18 protein-coding genes, 1 tRNA gene and 1 pseudogene are annotated in these 22,027 nt (G+C 39.3%); 15 read left to right on the forward strand and 5 right to left on the reverse strand.

The features are described from left to right. Window positions 1-117: 117 nt before the first annotated feature. The gene (locus BXY_RS02095) at window positions 118-1,530 is read right to left on the reverse strand and encodes a TolC family protein (RefSeq protein ID WP_004314346.1); all 1,413 of its coding nucleotides are present in this window, start codon (window positions 1,528-1,530) and stop codon (window positions 118-120) included. 231 nt (window positions 1,531-1,761) lie between these two features. On the opposite strand from BXY_RS02095, the gene BXY_RS02100 reads away from it, so the two are divergent. The 4 genes from BXY_RS02100 to BXY_RS02115 all read left to right on the forward strand — a co-directional run bounded on the left by BXY_RS02100 (window position 1,762) and on the right by BXY_RS02115 (window position 5,721). Then, window positions 1,762-1,834, forward strand: a tRNA-Gly gene (locus tag BXY_RS02100). A 206-nt stretch (window positions 1,835-2,040) separates the two neighbouring features. Beyond that, entirely contained in the window at window positions 2,041-3,534 is a 1,494-nt protein-coding gene (gene proS, locus BXY_RS02105; protein WP_007752799.1) for a proline--tRNA ligase, read from the forward strand. Between the two features lie 212 nt (window positions 3,535-3,746). Further along, window positions 3,747-4,424 carry a response regulator transcription factor gene (locus tag BXY_RS02110; protein ID WP_004314349.1) on the forward strand — a complete coding sequence of 226 codons (678 nt, stop codon included), beginning with the start codon at window positions 3,747-3,749 and terminating at the stop codon, window positions 4,422-4,424. Between the two features lie 22 nt (window positions 4,425-4,446). Then, on the forward strand, window positions 4,447-5,721 hold the full coding sequence (locus BXY_RS02115) for a sensor histidine kinase (protein WP_015531100.1): 1,275 nt from the start codon (window positions 4,447-4,449) through the stop codon (window positions 5,719-5,721). Between the two features lie 131 nt (window positions 5,722-5,852). Here the strand turns inward: BXY_RS02115 and BXY_RS02120 are convergent, their stop codons facing one another. Genes BXY_RS02120 through BXY_RS02130 form a run of 3 tightly spaced genes read right to left on the reverse strand, consistent with a single transcriptional unit; the run spans window position 5,853 to window position 8,700 of the window. Then, entirely contained in the window at window positions 5,853-6,809 is a 957-nt protein-coding gene (locus BXY_RS02120) for an ABC transporter permease (protein WP_007752792.1), read from the reverse strand. After that, the gene (locus BXY_RS02125) at window positions 6,802-7,545 is read right to left on the reverse strand and encodes an ABC transporter ATP-binding protein (protein WP_134993275.1); all 744 of its coding nucleotides are present in this window, start codon (window positions 7,543-7,545) and stop codon (window positions 6,802-6,804) included. The genes BXY_RS02120 and BXY_RS02125 overlap by 8 nt, the downstream gene beginning before the upstream one ends. Before the next feature lie 3 nt (window positions 7,546-7,548). Next, complete coding sequence (locus BXY_RS02130; RefSeq protein WP_195436615.1) at window positions 7,549-8,700, reverse strand: COG1470 family protein; 1,152 nt, start codon at window positions 8,698-8,700, stop codon at window positions 7,549-7,551. 321 nt (window positions 8,701-9,021) lie between these two features. Between BXY_RS02130 and BXY_RS02135 the strand changes: the two genes are divergently transcribed. Further along, a complete protein-coding gene (locus BXY_RS02135) occupies window positions 9,022-9,459 on the forward strand; it encodes a PepSY-like domain-containing protein (RefSeq protein ID WP_015531103.1) in 438 nt (145 codons plus the stop codon). A gap of 21 nt (window positions 9,460-9,480) precedes the next feature. Next, complete coding sequence (locus BXY_RS02140) at window positions 9,481-10,338, forward strand: PepSY-like domain-containing protein (RefSeq protein WP_015531104.1); 858 nt, start codon at window positions 9,481-9,483, stop codon at window positions 10,336-10,338. A 91-nt stretch (window positions 10,339-10,429) separates the two neighbouring features. On the opposite strand, the gene BXY_RS02145 is transcribed toward BXY_RS02140, so the two are convergent. Next, window positions 10,430-14,884 carry a translocation/assembly module TamB domain-containing protein gene (locus BXY_RS02145; RefSeq protein ID WP_015531105.1) on the reverse strand — a complete coding sequence of 1,485 codons (4,455 nt, stop codon included), beginning with the start codon at window positions 14,882-14,884 and terminating at the stop codon, window positions 10,430-10,432. A 200-nt stretch (window positions 14,885-15,084) separates the two neighbouring features. Here BXY_RS02145 and tsaD point away from each other — a divergent pair, with 200 nt between their 5' ends. The 9 genes and pseudogenes from tsaD to BXY_RS02190 all read left to right on the forward strand — a co-directional run. Further along, window positions 15,085-16,104 carry a tRNA (adenosine(37)-N6)-threonylcarbamoyltransferase complex transferase subunit TsaD gene (gene tsaD, locus BXY_RS02150; RefSeq protein WP_015531106.1) on the forward strand — a complete coding sequence of 340 codons (1,020 nt, stop codon included), beginning with the start codon at window positions 15,085-15,087 and terminating at the stop codon, window positions 16,102-16,104. Between the two features lie 39 nt (window positions 16,105-16,143). Next, complete coding sequence (locus tag BXY_RS02155) at window positions 16,144-17,376, forward strand: competence/damage-inducible protein A (RefSeq protein WP_015531107.1); 1,233 nt, start codon at window positions 16,144-16,146, stop codon at window positions 17,374-17,376. Window positions 17,377-17,498: 122 nt separating this feature from the next. Beyond that, complete coding sequence (rpmB, locus tag BXY_RS02160; RefSeq protein ID WP_004314359.1) at window positions 17,499-17,759, forward strand: 50S ribosomal protein L28; 261 nt, start codon at window positions 17,499-17,501, stop codon at window positions 17,757-17,759. Window positions 17,760-17,780: 21 nt separating this feature from the next. Beyond that, window positions 17,781-17,969 (forward strand): 50S ribosomal protein L33, encoded by a 189-nt coding sequence (rpmG, locus tag BXY_RS02165; RefSeq protein WP_002560155.1) that lies wholly within the window; start codon window positions 17,781-17,783, stop codon window positions 17,967-17,969. Window positions 17,970-17,986: 17 nt separating this feature from the next. Beyond that, window positions 17,987-18,145, forward strand: a complete 159-nt coding sequence (locus BXY_RS02170; RefSeq protein WP_004295982.1) for a DUF4295 domain-containing protein — start codon at window positions 17,987-17,989, stop codon at window positions 18,143-18,145. 138 nt (window positions 18,146-18,283) lie between these two features. Further along, window positions 18,284-19,243, forward strand: a complete 960-nt coding sequence (gene ftsY / locus BXY_RS02175) for a signal recognition particle-docking protein FtsY (protein WP_009041129.1) — start codon at window positions 18,284-18,286, stop codon at window positions 19,241-19,243. After that, window positions 19,240-20,550 (forward strand): 30S ribosomal protein S12 methylthiotransferase RimO, encoded by a 1,311-nt coding sequence (rimO, locus tag BXY_RS02180; protein WP_015531108.1) that lies wholly within the window; start codon window positions 19,240-19,242, stop codon window positions 20,548-20,550. The genes ftsY and rimO overlap by 4 nt, the downstream gene beginning before the upstream one ends. Continuing rightward, a complete protein-coding gene (locus BXY_RS02185; RefSeq protein ID WP_004314362.1) occupies window positions 20,543-20,815 on the forward strand; it encodes an HU family DNA-binding protein in 273 nt (90 codons plus the stop codon). The genes rimO and BXY_RS02185 overlap by 8 nt, the downstream gene beginning before the upstream one ends. Window positions 20,816-20,828: 13 nt before the next feature. Beyond that, window positions 20,829-22,027 (forward strand): annotated as a pseudogene (locus BXY_RS02190) (HU family DNA-binding protein); the annotation flags it as partial.

A 22,027-nucleotide genomic window follows, 5' to 3' on the forward strand; every position in this document is an offset into this window, starting at 1 on the left:
CAGAACTAGCTGTTGTTTATGCATTAGTATAACTCCTAAGCCGGTAAAAATACCGACCGCCAAAAGGATGATAACAAAAGCCCATGATAGGGTTTTACTAGTTGGTTTCATTATTTGTTACGGTTTAGGTTGATAGTTTGCAAATTGTTCCGGTGTGCCACAAAGCGAGAGTAGATTTATAAGTGCCACATCATATTCATAATACGCTGCCAAACGAGCCACTTTTACAGTGGCAAGCATAGTTTCAGCGTCAATAACTTCGGTAGATGTTGCCATCCCTTCTGTGAACGACTTCTTTCGGATACGAACCAGTTCTTCGCTTAAAGTAATTGTTGCATTTAAAGCTTTTACATTATCCTGTGCCTTTTCCAACTGCGTATAAAGTTTATCTACACCAACAGCCAAATCGTCGCGAGCCTTCATCTGTCCCAAAGCCAGTGTTTGTTCCGTCAATTTCGATTGCCGTACTTTCTTCTCCCGATCCAGTCCGTCAAAGAGATTCCATGTAAAACCAATACCTATCATGGTACGTGGCAACAAATTACTCTGAATACCATGCGAATACAAGGTCTGTTTTCCGAAAAGGGCTATATTCGGCAGATACCCGCTTTGAGCAATCCGTACTTCTTGTTTGGCAATATGTTGCTGTAACTGTAATTGATTGAGCGTATAGTTCCCGCTGTTTACAGAAAGATCAAAAAGCATTTTAGGAGGTAGTGAATCATTCATAAAAAGGGGAGAGGTAGGAATGATATTAGCATCTGTATCCTTTTTATTTAGCAAGACTTTTAAAGCACTTTGCACCACTGTTTCTTCTTTCCGCGCAGCTTCCAATGCTCGTTTAGCTTCATCCATATTCACTTGGGCGAAAAGTCTGCCTGCTTTGTCAATCATTCCTGCTGCCTCTAATTTCAAGGCATTTTCATAATGTTTCTTCAATCCGTTATAAGTTTCTTCACGAACAGTTACTATTTGTTGTGCCAGCCGAAGCCCATAATAACTTTCAACCAACAGGTTTTGCTGGTTGGCCGACACCTGTGCCCGGCTTTCTCGTGCCAAATCAACCATCGTTCTTCCGATATTGGTGGCACGAAAACGTTTACCACCGGAAAAGAGTACCCACTCGGCTGATAAATCAACAGTAGTCAGGTTTCTGGGAGTCAGGGGAAACACCAGTGTGTTGGCTCCAATTTGATCTAGTATGGATGAAATGACCTGATCATCCGGAATAATGGAATGTACAAAGTCTTTAGCCGGATCAGTAAACTGCGATAGGGGCTGTTTTACTTCAATCTTCTCCGACATGTGCACAAACGCACCCGTAGACTGAAGACTGGGATACCAGAAAGCATTCAGTTTATCACGTTCAGCCTTCGCAATCTCAATACTCTTATCTGCAATTTTCAAACTCTGATTTCCCTGATTCAGCAGATGCAGTGATTCTTCAAAACTTAATGGTGTCTGTGCATCTATCTGACTGATGGAGAAATACAAAGTCAATAGTATAAAAAGTCGCTTATTTTTTTTCATACTGGTTAGGTTATATCTGATTTCGAGATATTCTAACAGATGAAAAGAGAGGTTTGTTCACGCTCTTTCGGTTCCAGTCCTTTTTTCATCAAAACAAAAGAGTAAAAGCAACTTTGATATTACTTTTTTCTTTCATTAAAATTTCTGTGATTTTATTTGAGATATAAAAATTATGTTTACCTTTGCATCACCGTTTCATAAGGCTTTTAAGTCGGGAAACACAATAAATATGCGGTAATAGCTCAGTTGGTAGAGCACTAGCTTCCCAAGCTGGGGGTCGCGAGTTCGAGCCTCGTTTACCGCTCTTTTGAAAATCAGGTGGTTATCTTAAATAAACTGCCTGATTTTTTTATTACCAGGATCCTTTTCTATTGAAATACATATTATAGAGGAAAAGAAACAAAACATGACTTTAGAAAATTAATGCATGAAGAATAGGGCAGTTCATGCATTTTTCGTATTTTTGCACCCTGTTTTAACACTCAAGAAAACTTTAAATAGAAAAATATAATGGCAAAAGAACTGAAAGACCTTACCAAACGCAGTGAAAACTACTCACAGTGGTACAACGATTTGGTGGTAAAAGCTGACTTGGCAGAACAGTCTGCTGTGCGCGGATGTATGGTGATTAAGCCTTACGGATACGCCATCTGGGAAAAAATGCAACGTCAATTGGATGATATGTTCAAAGAAACAGGACATGTAAACGCATACTTCCCGTTATTAATCCCGAAATCATTCTTAAGCCGCGAAGCTGAACACGTAGAAGGTTTTGCTAAAGAGTGTGCCGTTGTAACGCATTATCGCTTGAAGAATGCAGAAGACGGTTCAGGAGTTGTAGTAGATCCTGCAGCTAAATTGGAAGAGGAATTAATTATCCGCCCGACATCAGAAACAATCATCTGGAATACTTATAAGAACTGGATTCAGTCATATCGTGACCTGCCTATTCTCTGCAACCAATGGGCTAACGTTTTCCGTTGGGAAATGCGCACACGCCTTTTCCTGCGTACTGCTGAATTTCTGTGGCAAGAAGGCCATACTGCTCATGCTACTCGTGAGGAAGCAGAAGAAGAAGCAATCAGAATGCTGAATGTATATGGTGAATTTGCAGAAAAATATATGGCCGTTCCTGTCGTAAAGGGAGTAAAATCAGCCAACGAACGTTTTGCCGGCGCACTTGATACATATACAATTGAAGCCATGATGCAGGATGGAAAAGCGTTGCAAAGTGGTACCTCCCACTTCCTGGGACAAAACTTTGCAAAAGCATTCGATGTTCAATTTGTTAATAAAGAAAACAAGTTGGAGTATGTTTGGGCTACTTCATGGGGCGTTTCTACCCGTTTGATGGGGGCATTGATTATGACTCACTCGGATGATAACGGATTGGTATTACCTCCGCATTTGGCTCCGATTCAGGTAGTGATCGTTCCTATCTATAAGAATGACGAACAACTGAAACAAATCGATGCAAAAGTAGAAGGCATTGTAGCGAAACTGAAAGCATTAGGTATCTCTGTTAAATATGACAATGCAGATAACAAACGTCCGGGCTTTAAATTCGCCGACTATGAATTGAAAGGTGTACCTGTTCGTTTGGTTATGGGTGGTCGTGATCTTGAAAACAACACCATGGAAGTGATGCGCCGTGATACACTGGAAAAAGAAACAGTTACTTGTGAAGGCATTGAAACGTATGTTCAGAACTTGCTTGAAGAAATGCAGGCTAATATCTACAAGAAAGCATTGGACTACCGTAACTCCAAGATTACAACAGTAGATACTTACGACGAATTTAAAGAAAAAATCGAAGAAGGCGGATTTATTCTGGCTCATTGGGACGGAACCACTGAAACAGAAGAAAAGATTAAGGAAGAAACCAAAGCAACCATTCGTTGTATTCCGTTCGATTCATTTGTTCCGGGAGACAAGGAACCGGGTAAATGTATGGTAACAGGCAAACCATCTGCTTGCCGCGTGATATTTGCACGTTCTTATTAAATAGAAATCACACATAATTATAAAAAGGATGGAAACGATTCAATCGCTTTCATCCTTTTCTTTTTTCCTTCCATATTATATTATTTGTGACCTGTCCTAATAGTTCATAGGACATTCAATAGTTATTTCAAACTCTTTTTTCAATCCATTTCAGTTTTATTTCAGAAATATCCCTTTTCTTTGTAGCTGTAAAAAAGAAAGGAGACAAAGTTATGAAGATATTGATTGTAGAAGACGAACCCTCTTTAAGAGAACTGATTCAATGTTCACTTGAAAAAGAACGTTACGTTGTGGAAACAGCCAGTGACTTTAATTCTGCTCTACGCAAAGTTGAAGACTACGACTATGATTGTATCTTATTGGACATCATGCTACCGGACGGAAGCGGACTTAATCTTCTTGAACGACTGAAAGCTCTCCATAAACGAGAGAACGTAATTATTATTTCCGCAAAGGACTCCTTGGAAGACAAAGTTTTGGGACTGGAACTGGGAGCGGATGATTATTTACCGAAGCCATTTCATTTGGTTGAACTAAATGCACGGATTAAAAGCGTGATTCGCCGTCATCAGCATGACGGAGAAATTGATATCCGCCAAGGTAATGTACGAATAGAACCGGATAAATATCGTGTATTTGTCAACGATCAGGAAGTGGAGCTAAATAGAAAAGAGTATGACATCCTGTTATATTTTATCAATCGTCCCGGAAGATTAATCAATAAAAACACTTTGGCCGAATCAGTATGGGGAGATCATATTGACCAGGTTGATAATTTTGACTTCATATATGCACAGATTAAGAATCTTCGCAAAAAGCTCAAAGATTCGGGTGCAAACATTGAAATCAAAGCGGTCTATGGGTTTGGGTATAAAATGGTAGTAGAATAAAAAAAGAAAGAGAATATTGTCCATGAAATTAATATATTACATCATTCTTCGTATTACGCTTGCTTTGACCTTCATACTGACGGTCTGGGCTATCTTTTTTTATGTTACGATGATTGATGAAGTCAACGATGAAGTGGATGACGCTCTGGAAGATTATTCGGAAACCATCATTATCCGGGCATTGGCAGGAGAGGAGCTACCTTCTAAAACCAACGGCTCCAACAATCAATATTATATGATGGAAGTAAGCAAAGAATATGCGGAAAGCCGGGAGGATATTCAATATAAAGACTCTATGGTATATATTGAAGAAAAAGAGGAAACCGAACCGGCACGTATTCTTACTACTATCTTTAAAGACGATGAAGGACGATACCACGAGCTGACAGTATCAACTCCCAGCATTGAAAAAGATGACTTGAGAGATGCCATCCAAGTATGGATTATATTTTTGTATGTAGCTCTGTTATTCTGCATTATTATCATTTCCGTATGGGTGTTCTATCGGAATATGCGACCGCTCTATGTGCTTCTTCATTGGCTGGACGGTTATCAAACAGGAAAAAAAAATAAGCCGTTGAGTAACGAAACCCAAATCACGGAATTCCGAAAATTAAATGAGGCTGCTATTCGTTATGTAGAACGTACGGAGCAGATGTTCGAACAACAAAAACAATTTATCGGAAATGCTTCACATGAGATACAAACTCCACTTGCTATCTGTCGTAACCGATTGGAAATGTTGATGGAAGATGATTCGTTATCAGAAAAACAACTGGAAGAGCTGATGAAAACCCACCAGACTTTAGAATACATCACTAAATTAAACAAATCTCTACTATTGCTTACTAAAATTGACAATGGCCAGTTTACGGATACCAAGCAATTGGAACTAAATGGACTTCTCAAACAATATCTGCAAGATTACGAAGAAGTTTACAACTATCGTAACATAGAAGTAACTATCGATGAACAGGACATTTTCAATGTGACAATAAACGAATCTCTGGCTGTTGCTTTACTCACGAATCTCCTAAAAAATGCATTTGTACATAACATTGACGGGGGACATATCCGGATCACTGTCACCAAAAACAGTATTACTTTCCGAAATTCAGGAGTAGAAAATCCGTTGGATAAGGAACATATCTTCGAACGTTTCTATCAAGGAACTAAAAAGGAAGGATCTACAGGTCTGGGACTAGCAATAGCCGATTCTATCTGTCGTTTGCAACACTTGAGTATAAGATATTACTTCGAACAGGAAGAGCACTGCTTCGAGATTTCCAGACAATAATTTTTTATTCAGAAAACACAAAGGACACGGAGTAAAAAGTGAATAACCGATCGGTAATCATCATCTGATCTATCAGCTGTATTCATTTAACTTATTTCTCTGTGTCCTTTGCGTCTTTTATGGTGAGTCAGTTATCGGGATCGTATTTCTCTCCTCATAAACATGATATAAGAGATAGCGAAACAGATAACTGTTGCTGCAATCAGTCCCGTCAGTTGTGGCCATACGACTAAAAGACTTTGCCCCAACGGGAGCGGACTGGGAATAGCTCCCTGCACCTGTTCCATAGTCAATGGTCCCAAACTTCTAACAGAAGGCATCAATAATGTAGTGGTAGCTTCATTAAACAATTCACTCGGTGCCAAACGCATCAATCCCAAAATAAACTTTTGATAACTGATAATCTGATAAGGCGACGCCATCTGTGACGGGCTTAAACCTTTTGCCACCAAATTAACAATCATGGTATAGAATACGCTAAAGAACAACCAAACAGCCACCGATGCCAATGCAGAAGTCGCTGCCTGACGAAAACGAAGTGAAAACAAAATAGCTAAATTCAGCCAAAATGCTACATAAAAGATACTGGTAATGATGAAGAAAACAATTCGCCAAAACTCTTCTGCTGTAGGAGGAATGCCAATGGCAATCAATCCACAGCCCATTACCAAAAAGCCCAATACAAACAGCATGATACCTATTACAATTAGAGCAGCCACAAACTTCGCGTTGATAATGCAATCACGATGAATAGGCTGGGACAGCATACGGCTCAAGGTTCCTTTATTTTGTTCGGAATTGACTGCGTCAAATCCTAAGGCGATTCCTAATAAAGGTCCTAAGAAGTTAATAAACAATACAAAAGAGGGGAGAGTCCCATCTGAAACCGTAAACAACTTCAAAAATAAAAACGAGCCGTCCGGATCATTAGGCTTGATAGCTTCACCAATATTTGTGAGTGCTGTATATAGCGATCCCATGCAGGTAAGCGCTATAATACCTATTAATATAATGAACCGCCAACTTTTGACATGGTCGGAAATTTCCTTGTTGACGATCACCCAAAAAGGATGATTGACTTTATTCATGTCTTTCTCCTCCTTCCTCAAAATAATGGTTATAAATATCAGACAATTCCTGTTTCTTGTCTTTCAGTTCTGCCATATCGATCAACGCAAGTAATTGGCCATTACTAAACAAACCAACACGGTCGCACACTTTCTGTACCTGATCCAAGTGATGGGAAGAGAAAAGTACAGTCAACCCCTCTTCCTTACTCAACCAGCGAATCAGTTCGATAAACTCCTGAACACCGGCCGGGTCAATTCCTGAAGTCGGTTCATCGAGGATAATAATCTCCGGATTTTTAATAAGCACATCAGCCAATCCCAACCGCTGTCTCATACCACGAGAATATTTTCCGGTCTTTTTGGTTAACTGTTCTTCAAGGCCTACCCGCTTCATCAGTTCCATAGCTTTGGTTTTCGCCTCCTTATCAGGAATACCATTTAATCGCGCTGTATAGATCAAGTTCTCCGGTCCTGTCATATCATCATAAAATCCTACATCTTCAGGCAAATAACCTATCCTCCTTTTTACTTCAATAGGATGAGTGGTAGAATTTATTCCACAGATTTCAACTGTTCCCGAAGTAGGCTCCGTCAACCCTAGCATCATTAAGATAGTAGTTGATTTTCCGGCACCATTCGGTCCCAGCAATCCGAAGATTTCCCCTTTCCGGATATTCAGGCGAATATGATCTACAGCAGTGAAATTACCATATTGTTTGGTCAAATCGGTAAGTACGATCACTTGTTCGCTCATCATTTACCTCCTTCCATATTTACGGAACAGATAGTAAACCACACCGATAGTAGCAATGATGATAAGCACACCTACCCATCCCCATATCATCGGAGTTTTTACCGCAATTCTGAACTGCGCGTCGGCATTTACTTCAGGAGTTTTAGCCATGATAGTAGTCACATAGTCCCCGGGCAGCGCTTTTTTAGAAGCTTTCAAAGTAGCCATCACCGTTGATGTCTCTCCAGCTTTTAATGCGTCAACCTTTGAAGGTTCAAAAGTAACTTCCCAGTCTGCAGGTTTATTGGCAGACAACTGAATGTCTTTCAGTAATGAAGAACCTGTGTTTCTTACTTCCAGCTCTATTTTTTTCACATCACCAGCTGTGACATCTGTGCTTAATAACCCGCGAGGAGTAGTCAGTTCCATTTGATAAGAACCGGTGACAACTACTTCCAATTCCAATTCGGCAGAAGTTGTACCTGTAGCAGCACGTACCGGAATTTTATAGCTACCGGCTTCTACATTGGCAGGAGGGGTAATATCTATACTTACATTTTGTGTACTGTTTGCCTCTACTTGTGCAGAAGTGGCTTGTTTGTAGTTCGGTTTAAAAACGACATTCCACCCTCTGGGGGCATTAGCCATCAAAGCATATAGTTGCTGATCGGCGGTCTGATTTTTTAAAGTAGCACTGAAAGTGAAGGTTGATTTCGAATTTCCCTGCATGTTGGGCTGGTCAGTAGTAAATTCGGTTTGGTACGTTCCTTTTTGAGCAACCACCACATCCAAGGGAAGTTTAGCGTTTCCGGCATATACCACAAAATGATAATTGCCTTTATTCACTTTTAATGGAACTTCGACTTTTAAATTAAAAGTCTTTTTCTCTTTGGGAAGTACCGACAGCTGGCTAAGGCTCCAGCCACCGGATTTCATTTCGTGTTTCCAACTGGAGGACAATCCGCTAACAGAAAGATTCGCATTCATCAATTGGTCCGTGTTGTTAATAAGATCAATACTGTAATCAATTGACGCTCCGGGCGATACGGAGATTTTTGTGTAAGGTGTGTACAGAATCACGCTTTTCGGTATTGAATCATTGGCGTGTGTGTAACTCATGGGAATAACTCCCAATAGAATAGCGAATAATAAAAAATAATTTGTTCTCATAGTCATAAAAAAGTTCTTATGGTTATTTAATATGAATATCGTCAAATTCGTGTGTGCAAAAATAAACGATGTGTATATTAGTAGTTTTAAAAGAATCCTAAAGAATCTAATTTCAGGAAGAAATTATAGTGACGCTATCCTTATGGGATGGTGACGGTATCCTTTATAGATGGTGACGCTATGTTAACAGGATAGCGTCACTATATTTTTATGAGATTTTTTTCTTGATAATTCTCAAAATTCCCAAATCTTTTCAGATTCTCCTTTCATCTTTGCAATGTGAAATTAATAATAGTAGTAAAAACCAATATTTAAAAAACAACGATTATGAAAAAGTTAGTATTCTTATTAGTATGTCTTTTTACATTGCAAACAGTAGCTCGTGCAGATGACGACAAACCTATTCAGGTAACTCAAATGCCACAACAGGCCCAGCAGTTTATCAAACAGCATTTTGCCGACAGCAAAGTAGCATTAGCCAAAATGGAAAGTGATTTCTTCTATAAAAGTTATGAAGTGATTTTCACTAATGGCGATAAAGTAGAATTTGATAACAAAGGAAACTGGGAAGAAGTGAATTGCAAATATAGCGCGGTACCTACAGCTATTATTCCTGCAACAATTCAAAAATATGTAACGACCAATTATCCCGATGCTAAAATCCTGAAAATAGAGAGGGATAAAAAAGATTATGAAGTAAAACTGTCCAACCGTACGGAATTGAAATTCGACTTGAAATTTAATTTGATTGATATTGACTTCTAAACCTTTTAAAATAGAACAAAGATGAAACTAAAGATTTATACACTCTTACTGGCACTTTGCGTTACATGGAGCCTACAAAGTTGTGATAACGACGACGATAATTCAATTGCTGTTCCTACCGAACTTCAAAACGCATTTGCATCTAAATACCCTAATGCTGCAAATGTGAAATGGGAAACTAAGTCCGGATATTATGTAGCAGATTTCTATGATGAATATGAAGCATCTGCATGGTTTACCCAAGATGGAAAATGGCAAATGACAGAAACAGACATTCCTTACAGTGCATTACCGCAAGCTGTGAAAACTTCTTTTGAAAAGAGTGAATATGCTTCGTGGAAACAAGATGATGTAGACAAATTGGAGCGGACAGGCGTTGAGACTATTTTCGTAATTGAAGTCGAAAATCAGAATCAGGAGATAGACTTATATTATTCTGCGGACGGAACTCTGATTAAAAGTATCGTAGACACTGATGATGATAACACCGGTCATCTTCCCGTTCAATTGACTGAAGCAATGAGAAACTTCATTAATGAAAAATATCCGAATGCCAAAATCATGGAAATAGATGTAGAAGATGATAGAAATGACTGGGATTTCGGATATACGGAAGTGGATATCATTCATAACGGAATATCAAAAGATGTTTTGTTCGATCAGACCGGAGATTGGCATTCTACTTCATGGGAAGTACGTCAAAATGAACTGCCCGAAGCTGTCAAAAATACGATTAATAATCAATATGGAGAATATCGTTTTGACGAAGCGAAACGTATTGAAAAAGCAGATGGCACCATCTATTATCGGATCGAACTGGAAAAAATGAATGTAGATCTTGAAGTAAATATCAATGAAGACGGCATTGTCATCCCATAAAAAAGGATGCACATGCTCCTGATTACATAATTCTCACATATAATGAACGATGACATATCCGCCTGGAATCATGTCATCGTTTATTATATGTTTATTGTTGTTGCGAATGATTTCTCTTTACTGCCGATTTGGCTGTTTTATCAGTGATACTGTCCGTCTGTTGCGGTTTCACCTTTTCCGCTTCTTCCCGTTTGCGCTTATTACGCAACCGCCATTTATTCCAAAAATATAGATCACTCCATTTATTGAAGTCCTTCTTATACATGATACCTACTCCCTGTGTAGTCAAATTCGTTTTTGTATAATAGCGGTCATTCGTCTCATTATAAGCCTTCAAACGGATATCTCCCGAACGGGTAATCAACCATTCTGCTTCAAAGTCTCCTACAAAGTTAGTATTAGCCATCGGATTATCCCGATAACCGAAGTTTCCGTTTATCAATAAACGATTATTCAATAATTGTCCCGATAGAATACCTTCTACTTCCATATCCGTCCAACCTTTATCACCCGTACTCAAATTCGTACCTATATTCCAGTTATTTGTTTCAAAGACTTGTGAAAGTGCATTGTTCAACTGGCCGGAGAGGGTAGATGAGAGCACCGAAGACATCACATTCGAATTTTGATTATTATTCCGTGCATCTTCCGTATAAAACTTACCAATACCCAGCAGGTAAAGGATCTGCATATTCATCTGTTCTTCCGTACTGATATAGTTACGCACCAATGTTTGTATTTCATCCCTTTCATTTGGAAGCTCTATGCCCAGCTTGATAGTCGGACGTACCAGCATACCACTTAAATTCATGATACAATTTACACGTACATTGGGTTGTTGGATAATAGCCGAAGCATCCGGTATCAAGTCATTCAAGGAAGCAGAATTCACTGTATATGAAGCTTGTATATCCATGTTAGCATCCAGAGGTGCACCATTAAACGTTATTGTGCTTCCATCCTTGATTATAAAGTCCTTACGGATTACTTCCTGCAAGCTGAATTTATATACTCCCTGATTAATCCGATAATTACCAAACATCTTCACATCACCCTTATTATAAAATTCCGTTCGAATATTTCCCGTACCTTTTCCGCTAATATAATCTCCGGCAATAGGGTCCATGATAATTCGCATGGTGGCATCGGGAGTTGCATCCACCAGAATATTCAAACGGATATCCGTTTTCTGTTCTTCTTCCGCCTGACGTTTTTGCTGTATTTGTTCATAATATGAGATTACCTGAATAGAATCCTGAATAGTACGACGGGGTGTTTTATCTACAAACTTAATAAACTGATTACTGGTAGCCGATGCTACACTGCCATTAATATAAGTAAAGGTAGTATTTCGGTTGGTTGTCATAGCCACGTTTACGTCCAACCCTTGTGTGGCATTTCCGGCAAGTAATACATTTCCGGTACCGTATACCGTACCATAGAAAGGCATATCTGCCGATTCCTTCGTATTCATCACAAGCATATTATTTGCCTGTATCTCAAAACGATAGTTTAAGTTCTTAAAATGCTGGAAATGCAAATATCCGTTCATTCTTCCCGAATGTCCTTCCATGTCGGATATATGTATATTATTAAATGTCAATCCGGTAGGAGCTAGATGAATCGTGTCTTTTACAGCAAAATGTGTGTTCAGAATATCAAACTTCATGGAAGCGTCTGTCATAACCGCACCATCCAAATTCAATCCTTTGAATTTTCCATAGAAATGTACTTTTCCCGTCCCTCGTCCTTTAATATCATTGGCAATAGACTTCATATAATGTTCGAGGAATTTTAAGTTCAATTCATTTGCTTCAATATTTAAATCAAGTCCGCTCTCGGGTTTCAATGGATAAATAATACCTGTGACACGTGACGGAGAAGGGGATATGTCTTGAATGGATGCATCCAACCGGATACCTCTATTTTCGTTATCCCACTCACCATAAATATCCAAATCACCCAAGCGACCCTGATTAAGTGAAAAGTTCTTTATATATAAACGGGTATTCATAATAGGTTTCTTTAGCACTCCGCTTGCATAAGCTGTTCCCGTTGCATCACCTTCAAAATTCACATCGTCGGATATGCTTGCAATATCAAATACATATCCCATATTTATATCTTTTAAATCAACCTTTACAGTATCTTTAGGATTCTCGGAAAGCCGGCCGTTAATACGTACATATCTATCCTGATGGCTAAAGTAGAAGTTATTCACATCCACCCTGCCTGAATCGACCACCACTTGTGAAGCATGTATCTTCCAAAGAGTATCGTTTAAAATAACATCAGTAGGTTTTACATCTACCATCGCTTTCAACAATGGTTTTTCTCCGCTTGTACGTAGAAATTTGGCAACGGCAGCCAATTGCCCGCTATATGTCACTGCAGCATTATTCCCCCAATTCAATGTCGTACTGACATTATCATCTTTAGCTTGTGCATCCAAGGATAGATTGACTGCCCCTTTCTTTTTCAAAGAAGTCAAACGAACCTGTGCACGAATATGATCTGCAGGATTCTCGCACAGGATCATGCCCGACTCAATAAAGTTATTTTTATATTGCAGACGGGGAAAATATCCTTCTACACGCAAGCGTTGTAAGGCATCATTGAAATATCCCTTCAATGTGGAATGAGTGTACACAGTCAACGGTATATCAAAGATTGTAGATAAAATGTCCGTATTATATATATGTACGTCAAACAGAAAATTGTTATGTGTTTCAATCGGCTTCTTGGGAGGTAATATCAAAGACGGCACATACTTCCGCATAATATTCAGAATACTGGCAGGTAATGTGTGGTACTGGAATTTACCTTCTATACTTGCTTTCAGGAATTCAGAAGTCAATCTTAGTTGGTTCTCGCCGTTCTGTTTGGTAGCCCGGATATTCATATTCTGCATAAAATATGCTTTATCCGGAGCTGTAAATTCCAAACTATCCACATTGATTTCTCCAATCATCTCATCCACTGATCCACCTGTGAAATTAGCTTTCAGTTTTAAAGAGAACTCCGCATCTGGGTATTTAGTCGTAAGATTCAAATCATGTGGACGTACTTTGTTAACTACTGCAAGAAAATTAAAAGTAGGCACTTTAGACGTAACATTTACATCTCCATTCAGATAAATCGATCCATTAGGGTCATCCAACGCCACTTTACCATTAAATCCACCTTGTTTGTATTCTCCATCCAATGTGATATTTTCATATCTATATCTGCTATAATCTACCGAAGCGATCAATCCTTTCAATTCCACAGCTGGCAATTGCCCGGTAATGTGCCGCCCATGTACATCCAGATTGAAAGTGATTTCTTCCAACTTCTCATTATCCAATAACTTACCTAACTGGAAATCTTCAGTTTTAACAGCACCGGAATATGCAAACAGTCCTTTAGCCTTGTCAGAACTCAATTTTAAGTCGGTTTTTACATTTCCAAGACTCGTTTGTAATTGCCCGTAAGTAACTAGGTCCGTAAAGTATCCTGAAATCTCTCCCTGAAAACTTACATTTCCCAAACGTTCGAGAAGCGGAGGAACTCCATTATAATTGTGACTCAAATTACGCACTAAGAAGCCGACTCCACGAGTATTGGCCGAAAGCTCGGAAAGTGTTCCATATACATACGCATCTTGTGGACGCGACAAGTCCTGAAGCGACACATCCCCTCGCAAACGAAACTGGCGGTCGTCGGCCGTAATTTCCAAATGCGAACAAGTCAACTGGTCCACAGTTCCCTTCACCTCCATATCCAATGTCACCGGTTCCTTGAAATGCGATAGGATAGGAACAAAAGGAGAAATATCTTTTAGAGTAACTTGCGACGGCAAAGTACGGAAAGAGAAATGTACTTGTTCTGTAAAACGGTCAAAAGCTTTCAAACTATCATACTCTAAATGAATGGTATCCAGCTTGAGAGATGTTTCGGGCAACTCTATAGTAAAATTATCAATGTTTGTCTGCTTGTTATTGGCAACCAGTTTCAAACTCATTTTTTTCAAAGAAAAGCCGGATGCCTTTTCATCAAGGCTCAATCGCTTGATTCCTAAATTCAAAGAATCCTTACTTAAGGCTTTCAGCGATATATTGGCTATGATATTTTGAAGCTGAATATGCTTGGCGTTAAATTTTCCCGGTGTTTCCTGTTCCGATAACACATGATAGGACATCCTTCCACGACGAATCAGGATGGAGTTAATTCGTAAATCAAGTGAACTTTCTCTCTTTACTGTATCTTTGGAAGCAAAAGCATCCAAAACAAATTTAAAATTAGGAGGAGACTCCGGAGTCTCTTTCCGGAGATCGATATTAAATCCGAAGAGCTGAACACTGCTAATGGATATCTTTCCTTTAAAGAAAGGCATAATATCAAACTTAGCGGATAAACGAGTGACTTTGAGCATTTCCTGACCACTTTGATCGTCAAGCAATACATCATCAATAATAATACGGTTCAATAGACCGATATTAATTCTACCAATCACTACCTTTGTGTTTAAAACTTCGGAAAGTTCTTTAGCCACAAATACACTCATTGTTTGCTGAATGCTTGGTATATTCAGCAAAACAATAGTCCCGATATATACTCCCAGTACAATACCAACTACCCAGCGTACAGTCTTTTTCAGCGTTCTGATATGCGATAACTTTTATTTTGCGAACAAAAATATAAAATAGTTCGTTACGAATCGTAGTTTTATGATTACTTTTGCACCGTTTAATAGTTTAAATACTTATGAGTGCAATAATTTTAGGAATTGAATCCTCCTGTGACGATACGTCGGCAGCCGTAATCAAGGATGGTTATTTGCTGTCAAATGTGGTATCAAGTCAAGCCGTACATGAAGCATACGGTGGAGTAGTACCCGAGTTGGCTTCACGGGCACACCAACAAAACATCGTACCGGTAGTACATGAAGCATTAAAACGTGCCGATGTCACCAAAGAAGAGTTGAGCGCAGTAGCTTTCACTCGTGGTCCAGGATTGATGGGGTCTTTGCTTGTCGGAGTCTCCTTTGCAAAAGGATTTGCTCGTTCCTTAAACATTCCAATGATTGACGTTAATCACTTGACCGGACATGTTTTAGCTCATTTTATTAAAGCAGAAGGAGAGGAAGAAAGACAGCCTGCTTTCCCATTTCTTTGCTTGCTGGTATCCGGAGGAAATTCACAAATCATACTGGTAAAAGCCTATAATGATATGGAGATCCTCGGACAGACTATTGACGATGCGGCAGGTGAAGCAATTGATAAATGTTCTAAAGTGATGGGACTTGGCTATCCGGGTGGACCAATCATTGACAAATTAGCACGCCAGGGAAATCCGAAAGCTTTTACATTTAGCAAACCGCATATTCCCGGTTTAGATTACAGTTTCAGCGGATTGAAAACTTCCTTTTTATATTCATTACGCGACTGGCTAAAAGATGATCCGGATTTTATAGAGCACCATAAAGTGGATCTTGCAGCATCATTGGAAGCTACTGTAGTGGACATTCTGATGGATAAATTACGGAAAGCTGCCAAAGAATATAAAATTAATGAAATAGCAGTAGCCGGAGGAGTTTCCGCAAATAACGGATTACGCAATGCTTTCCGAGAACACGCCGAGAAATATGGTTGGAATATTTTCATCCCTAAATTCAGTTATACTACCGATAATGCAGCCATGATTGCCATTACCGGATATTTCAAATACCTGGATAAGGATTTTTGTTCTATTGATCTTCCAGCTTATTCGCGTGTGACATTATGATAAGTATACCTTATATATAATAGGATAAAACTAAGAAGTATGTTTGCCGAAATAATAACCATTGGCGATGAACTGCTGATAGGACAGGTTGTTGATACTAATTCTGCCTGGATGGGACAGGAATTAAATAAAATAGGTATTGAGGTTCTTCGTATTGTTTCAATCCGTGACCGGGAAGAAGAAATCATGGAAGCGATTGATAATGCGATGGAAAGGGTGAATATTGTTTTAGTAACCGGAGGCCTCGGACCTACCAAAGACGATATTACCAAACAGACTTTATGCAAATACTTCCATACGGAACTGGTTTTCAACGAAGAAGTATTCGAAAACGTAAAGCGGGTACTGGCAGGAAAAATACCAATGAATGCACTCAATAAAAGCCTGGCAATGGTCCCGAAAGATTGTATGGTAATAAATAACCCTGTGGGAAGTGCTTCTGTCAGTTGGTTCGAGAGGGATGGCAAGGTACTTGTTTCCATGCCGGGCGTTCCACAAGAGATGATTGCTGTGATGACAGAAAGCGTGTTACCTAAGCTGCACGATAGGTTTCAAACGGATGTTATTATGCATCAAACATTTCTCGTACAGCACTATCCGGAATCTGTATTAGCCGAAAAGTTAGAATCGTGGGAGAACACTTTACCGGAATGCATTAAATTGGCATATCTACCCAAACTTGGCATTATTCGTCTTAGACTGACCGGACGAGGACAAAACAGAGAAGAAGTAAAAGTTCTTCTTGAACGTGAAAAGTTAAAATTAGAGGAAATACTTGGTGAAGATATTTTCAGTGAAGAAGATACACCATTGGAGGTTATAGTCGGTGAGCTTTTAAAAAAGAAGAAATTGACCGTTTCCACCGCAGAAAGTTGTACCGGGGGCAGTATTGCCGCACGGTTGACTTCCATCGCCGGCAGTTCTGAATATTTTAATGGAAGTGTAGTGGCCTACTCTAATGAAGTGAAAATGGGGCTTTTGCACGTTTCCTCCGAAACTTTGGAACAATATGGAGCTGTCAGTGAGGAAACTGTGATTGAAATGGTAAAAGGTGCGATGAAAGCATTAAAAACAGATTGCGCTGTTGCTACTTCAGGGATAGCAGGCCCTGGAGGTGGTACTCCGGAAAAGCCGGTGGGAACTGTTTGGATAGCTGCTGGTTATAAAAACGAAATTCATACTTACAAGCAAGAAACAAACCGCGGAAGAAGCATGAACATTGAAAGAGCTGGCAATAATGCCCTATTAATGCTCCGTGATTTACTCAAATAAAGAAAAATAGGCGCCTGAAAGTGAATTATTTTAAGAAATTCTTGTTTTATACGGATAAAAGTGCTTACTTTGCGTCCTGTTTGAAATAAGTATAGATATAAAACTATAAAAATAAGATAGAAATGTCGAAGATTTGTCAAATTACCGGAAAGAAAGCCATGATTGGCAACAATGTTTCACACTCAAAGAGAAGAACTAAAAGAACCTTTGATTTGAACTTGTTTAACAAAAAGTTCTATTATGTAGAACAGGATTGTTGGATCAGCCTTAGCCTTTGCGCTAACGGGTTGCGTATTATCAACAAAAAAGGACTGGATGCTGCGCTGACTGAAGCAGTGGCTAAAGGTTATTGTGATTGGAAAAGCATTAAAGTAATCGGCTAAACGTAGAGGAGAAAACTTACAATGGCAAAGAAAGCAAAAGGTAACAGAGTACAAGTGATTCTGGAATGTACAGAACACAAAGACAGTGGAATGCCGGGAACATCTCGTTATATCACAACTAAGAACAGAAAGAATACTACAGAAAGACTTGAGTTGAAAAAATACAACCCAATTCTGAAGAGAGTAACAGTACACAAGGAAATTAAATAATAAAAGTAGTATAACCCATGGCAAAGAAAACAGTAGCAAGTTTGCACGAAGGTTCAAAAGAAGGTCGTGCTTATACCAAGGTTATCAAAATGGTAAAATCTCCGAAAACTGGAGCATACGTTTTTGATGAACAAATGGTTCCGAACGAAAAAGTACAAGACTTTTTCAAAAAATAATCGAAATAGCATATACGCTATAACTGCAAAATCCTCTCATTGGTAAACAATGAGGGGATTTTTTATTGCTTCTTTTTTTACTTTTCCAATCCTTTGTTATATCTTTGTAGCAAATGTATTATACAAACAAGTGTCAATATGGGATTTTTTAGTTTTTTTTCAAAGGAGAAGAAGGAAACTTTAGATAAAGGATTATCTAAAACCAAAGAGAGCGTATTCAGTAAAATTGCTCGTGCTGTGGCTGGTAAGTCAAAAGTAGACGATGAAGTATTAGATAATCTGGAAGAAGTACTGATCACATCTGACGTAGGTGTAGAAACAACTTTAAATATTATCAAACGCATCGAGAAACGCGCTGCGGCTGATAAGTATGTGAATACTCAAGAACTGAATCTTATATTACGTGACGAAATAGCAGCTTTGCTTACCGAAAACAACTCGGATGATGTAGCTGATTTTGACGTACCCATCACAAGGAAACCTTATGTAATTATGGTTGTGGGAGTGAATGGAGTAGGGAAGACTACAACTATCGGCAAGCTGGCTTATCAATTCAAAAAAGCAGGCAAATCGGTTTATTTGGGAGCAGCCGATACTTTCCGCGCTGCAGCCGTAGAACAGTTAATGATTTGGGGAGAACGGGTAGGGGTTCCTGTTGTTAAACAGAAAATGGGAGCGGATCCTGCATCTGTGGCTTATGACACTCTTAGTTCTGCCGTTGCCAACAACGCAGATGTGGTTATAATCGATACAGCCGGTCGCCTGCATAATAAGGTGGGCTTGATGAACGAGCTGACCAAAATCAAGAATGTGATGAAGAAGGTTGTGCCCGATGCACCGGATGAAGTTTTATTGGTATTGGACGGTTCCACCGGACAAAATGCATTCGAACAAGCCAAACAATTCACTCTGGCAACCGAAGTAACTGCTATGGCTATCACTAAACTTGACGGAACCGCTAAAGGTGGTGTTGTGATTGGTATTTCCGATCAATTCAAGATTCCTGTTAAATATATCGGATTAGGTGAAGGTATGGAAGACCTGCAAGTATTCCGTAAAAATGAATTCGTTGATTCCTTGTTTGGAGAGAACGCATGAAAAGAAAGAGAATAGATATTATCACTTTAGGATGCTCTAAAAACTTGGTTGACTCCGAACAGTTAATGCGCCAACTGGAAGAAGTCGGATATAGCGTAACCCATGATACTGAAAATCCACAAGGAGAAATTGCAGTAATCAATACGTGTGGCTTTATTGGTGATGCCAAAGAGGAGTCCATAAATATGATTCTGGAGTTTGCTGAAAGAAAGGAAGAAGGGGATTTAAAGAAACTTTTCGTGATGGGTTGTCTTTCCGAACGTTATCTGAAGGAATTGGCTGTTGAGATACCGCAAGTAGATAAATTTTATGGCAAGTTCAATTGGAAGGAGCTTTTACAAGATTTAGGAAAGGTCTATCATGATGAGTTATATATCGAACGGACATTGACAACTCCCCAGCACTATGCTTACCTGAAAATTTCAGAAGGGTGTGATCGCAAATGTTCTTATTGTGCCATTCCCATTATTACAGGACGCCATATCTCCAAACCGATGGAGGAAATTTTGGACGAAGTACGATACCTGGTATCGCAAGGCGTGAAAGAATTTCAGGTGATCGCACAGGAATTGACTTATTATGGGATCGATCGGTATAAGAAGCAAATGCTTCCGGAACTGATTGAACGTATTTCCGATATCCCTGGCGTGGAATGGATTCGGTTGCATTATGCCTATCCGGCACATTTCCCAACGGATTTATTCCGGGTTATGCGTGAACGCGATAATGTATGTAAATATATGGATATTGCTCTTCAGCATATCAGCGACAATATGTTGCAATTAATGCGTCGGCAAGTGAGCAAAGAGGATACTTACCGACTGATTGAACAATTTCGTAAAGAAGTGCCAGGCATTCACCTGCGAACAACTTTAATGGTAGGGCATCCCGGAGAAACCGAGGAAGACTTCGAAGAGCTTAAAGAGTTTGTGCGCAAAGTACGTTTCGATCGGATGGGAGCTTTCGCATATTCCGAAGAAGAGGGAACTTATGCTGCAGAAGCATACGAAGATTCTATTCCACAAGAGGTTAAACAAGCCAGACTTGATGAATTGATGGACATCCAGCAAGGTATCTCGGCAGAATTAAGTGCGGAAAAAATCGGTAAACAGATGAAAATTATCATCGACCGTTTGGAAGGAGATTATTATATTGGACGAACAGAATTTGATTCACCGGAAGTAGATCCGGAAGTGCTGGTTAAGCGTTCAGAGAGAGAACTTAAGATCGGACAGTTTTATCAGGTGGAAGTGACGAATGCAGACGATTTTGATTTATATGCAAAGATTATAAATGACTATGAATAATAAGGAATTTACATCCGAACTAGCGGAAAGATTGGGATACACAATCAAGGATACTTCCGAATTGATAGGTTCTTTGTTGTCCAGCATGACACAAGAATTGGAAGAAGGTAATGTGATTGCAGTTCAAGGATTCGGCTCTTTTGAAGTTAAAAAGAAAGCGGAACGAATTTCAATCAACCCGGCAAGTAAACAACGCATGTTGGTTCCACCCAAATTAGTACTATCTTATAGACCTAGCAATACATTGAAAGATAAGTTTAAATAAATAATTTCCCGTTATGAATGAAAGACTAACAATTCAAGACCTTACTGACTTATTGGCAGCCAAACATAGCATGACCAAGAAAGACGCCGAAGCGTTTGTTAAAGAGTTTTTTCTCTTGATAGAAACAAGCTTTGGAGAACGAAAAGACTGTAAAAATCAAAGGATTGGGAACTTTCAAACTTATTGATGTAGATAGCCGGGAAAGTGTCAATGTCAACACAGGAGAACGTTTCCAGATAAAGGGACATACAAAAGTCTCATTTTCTCCGGATGCCAATCTAAGAGATACAATAAATAAGCCTTTCGCACACTTTGAGACTGTTGTATTGAATGAAAATACAATTTTGGAAGATACTCCGATAGAAGATACAGAGGAAGAAGAAGCAGGTGAGGAAGTATCAGCACAAACTGTATTGAATGAGATTGGTGAGAATACGCCCCCCCTTGTAACGGAGGAATATGAAAGCACTGATGATGAGCTTTCAGAAAAAGAGTTGATTCAGGAAGAGCAAATAACTGCTCAACCATCTGTGGAAGACTCCATTGAAGAACCTGTTATCGTTGAAAATGTATCTACAGTAGAAGAATCTATTGAGCCATCCTCTCATGTAGAACCTAAAAGGACCAGCACAGAAACTAATATTGAAGAGAAAGTCGAACAGCTGGAAGATGAAGAAGTCCCGGAAGAGGAAGTCGCAATGGTAGAACAACAACCAGCAGCACCTATAATAGAAGAAAAAGAGGAGATCACTGCCGAGAAAATTATAGAACAAGAGCTTATGAAAGCAAATCTGCAACCTGTGGCTCCTATAATACCTCCTGCTAAAAAAGAAACGATAAAACCGGTCAAATCAGAACATGTATCCCAACCGGCTTCTAAAAAAACAGCTCCAGTGAAGGAAAAATCTCCTGTACCTTATTTAATAGCTGTTATTGTAATCGTTTTGTTATTATGTGGAGGGGTTATCCTGTTTATTTATTACCCGGATTTATTTTCTTCTTCATCTGACAAGAATGCGCTGGATATGCCACCTGTGACAACTCAACCCGTTCAACCGGAAACACAACTTTCCGATACAATTGAACAGAAGGATACCATAAAGGAAATAACTCCTGATGTACCTAAAGTTGTTACGCCCACACCACCTGTTGCTCAAAAAGAAGAAACTGCTCCTGCCAAAGCAGAACCCCAGACAGCTCCACAGCAACCCG

This window comes from Bacteroides xylanisolvens XB1A, from assembly GCF_000210075.1.
In the GTDB taxonomy this organism is placed as follows: Bacteria; Bacteroidota; Bacteroidia; order Bacteroidales; family Bacteroidaceae; genus Bacteroides; species Bacteroides xylanisolvens.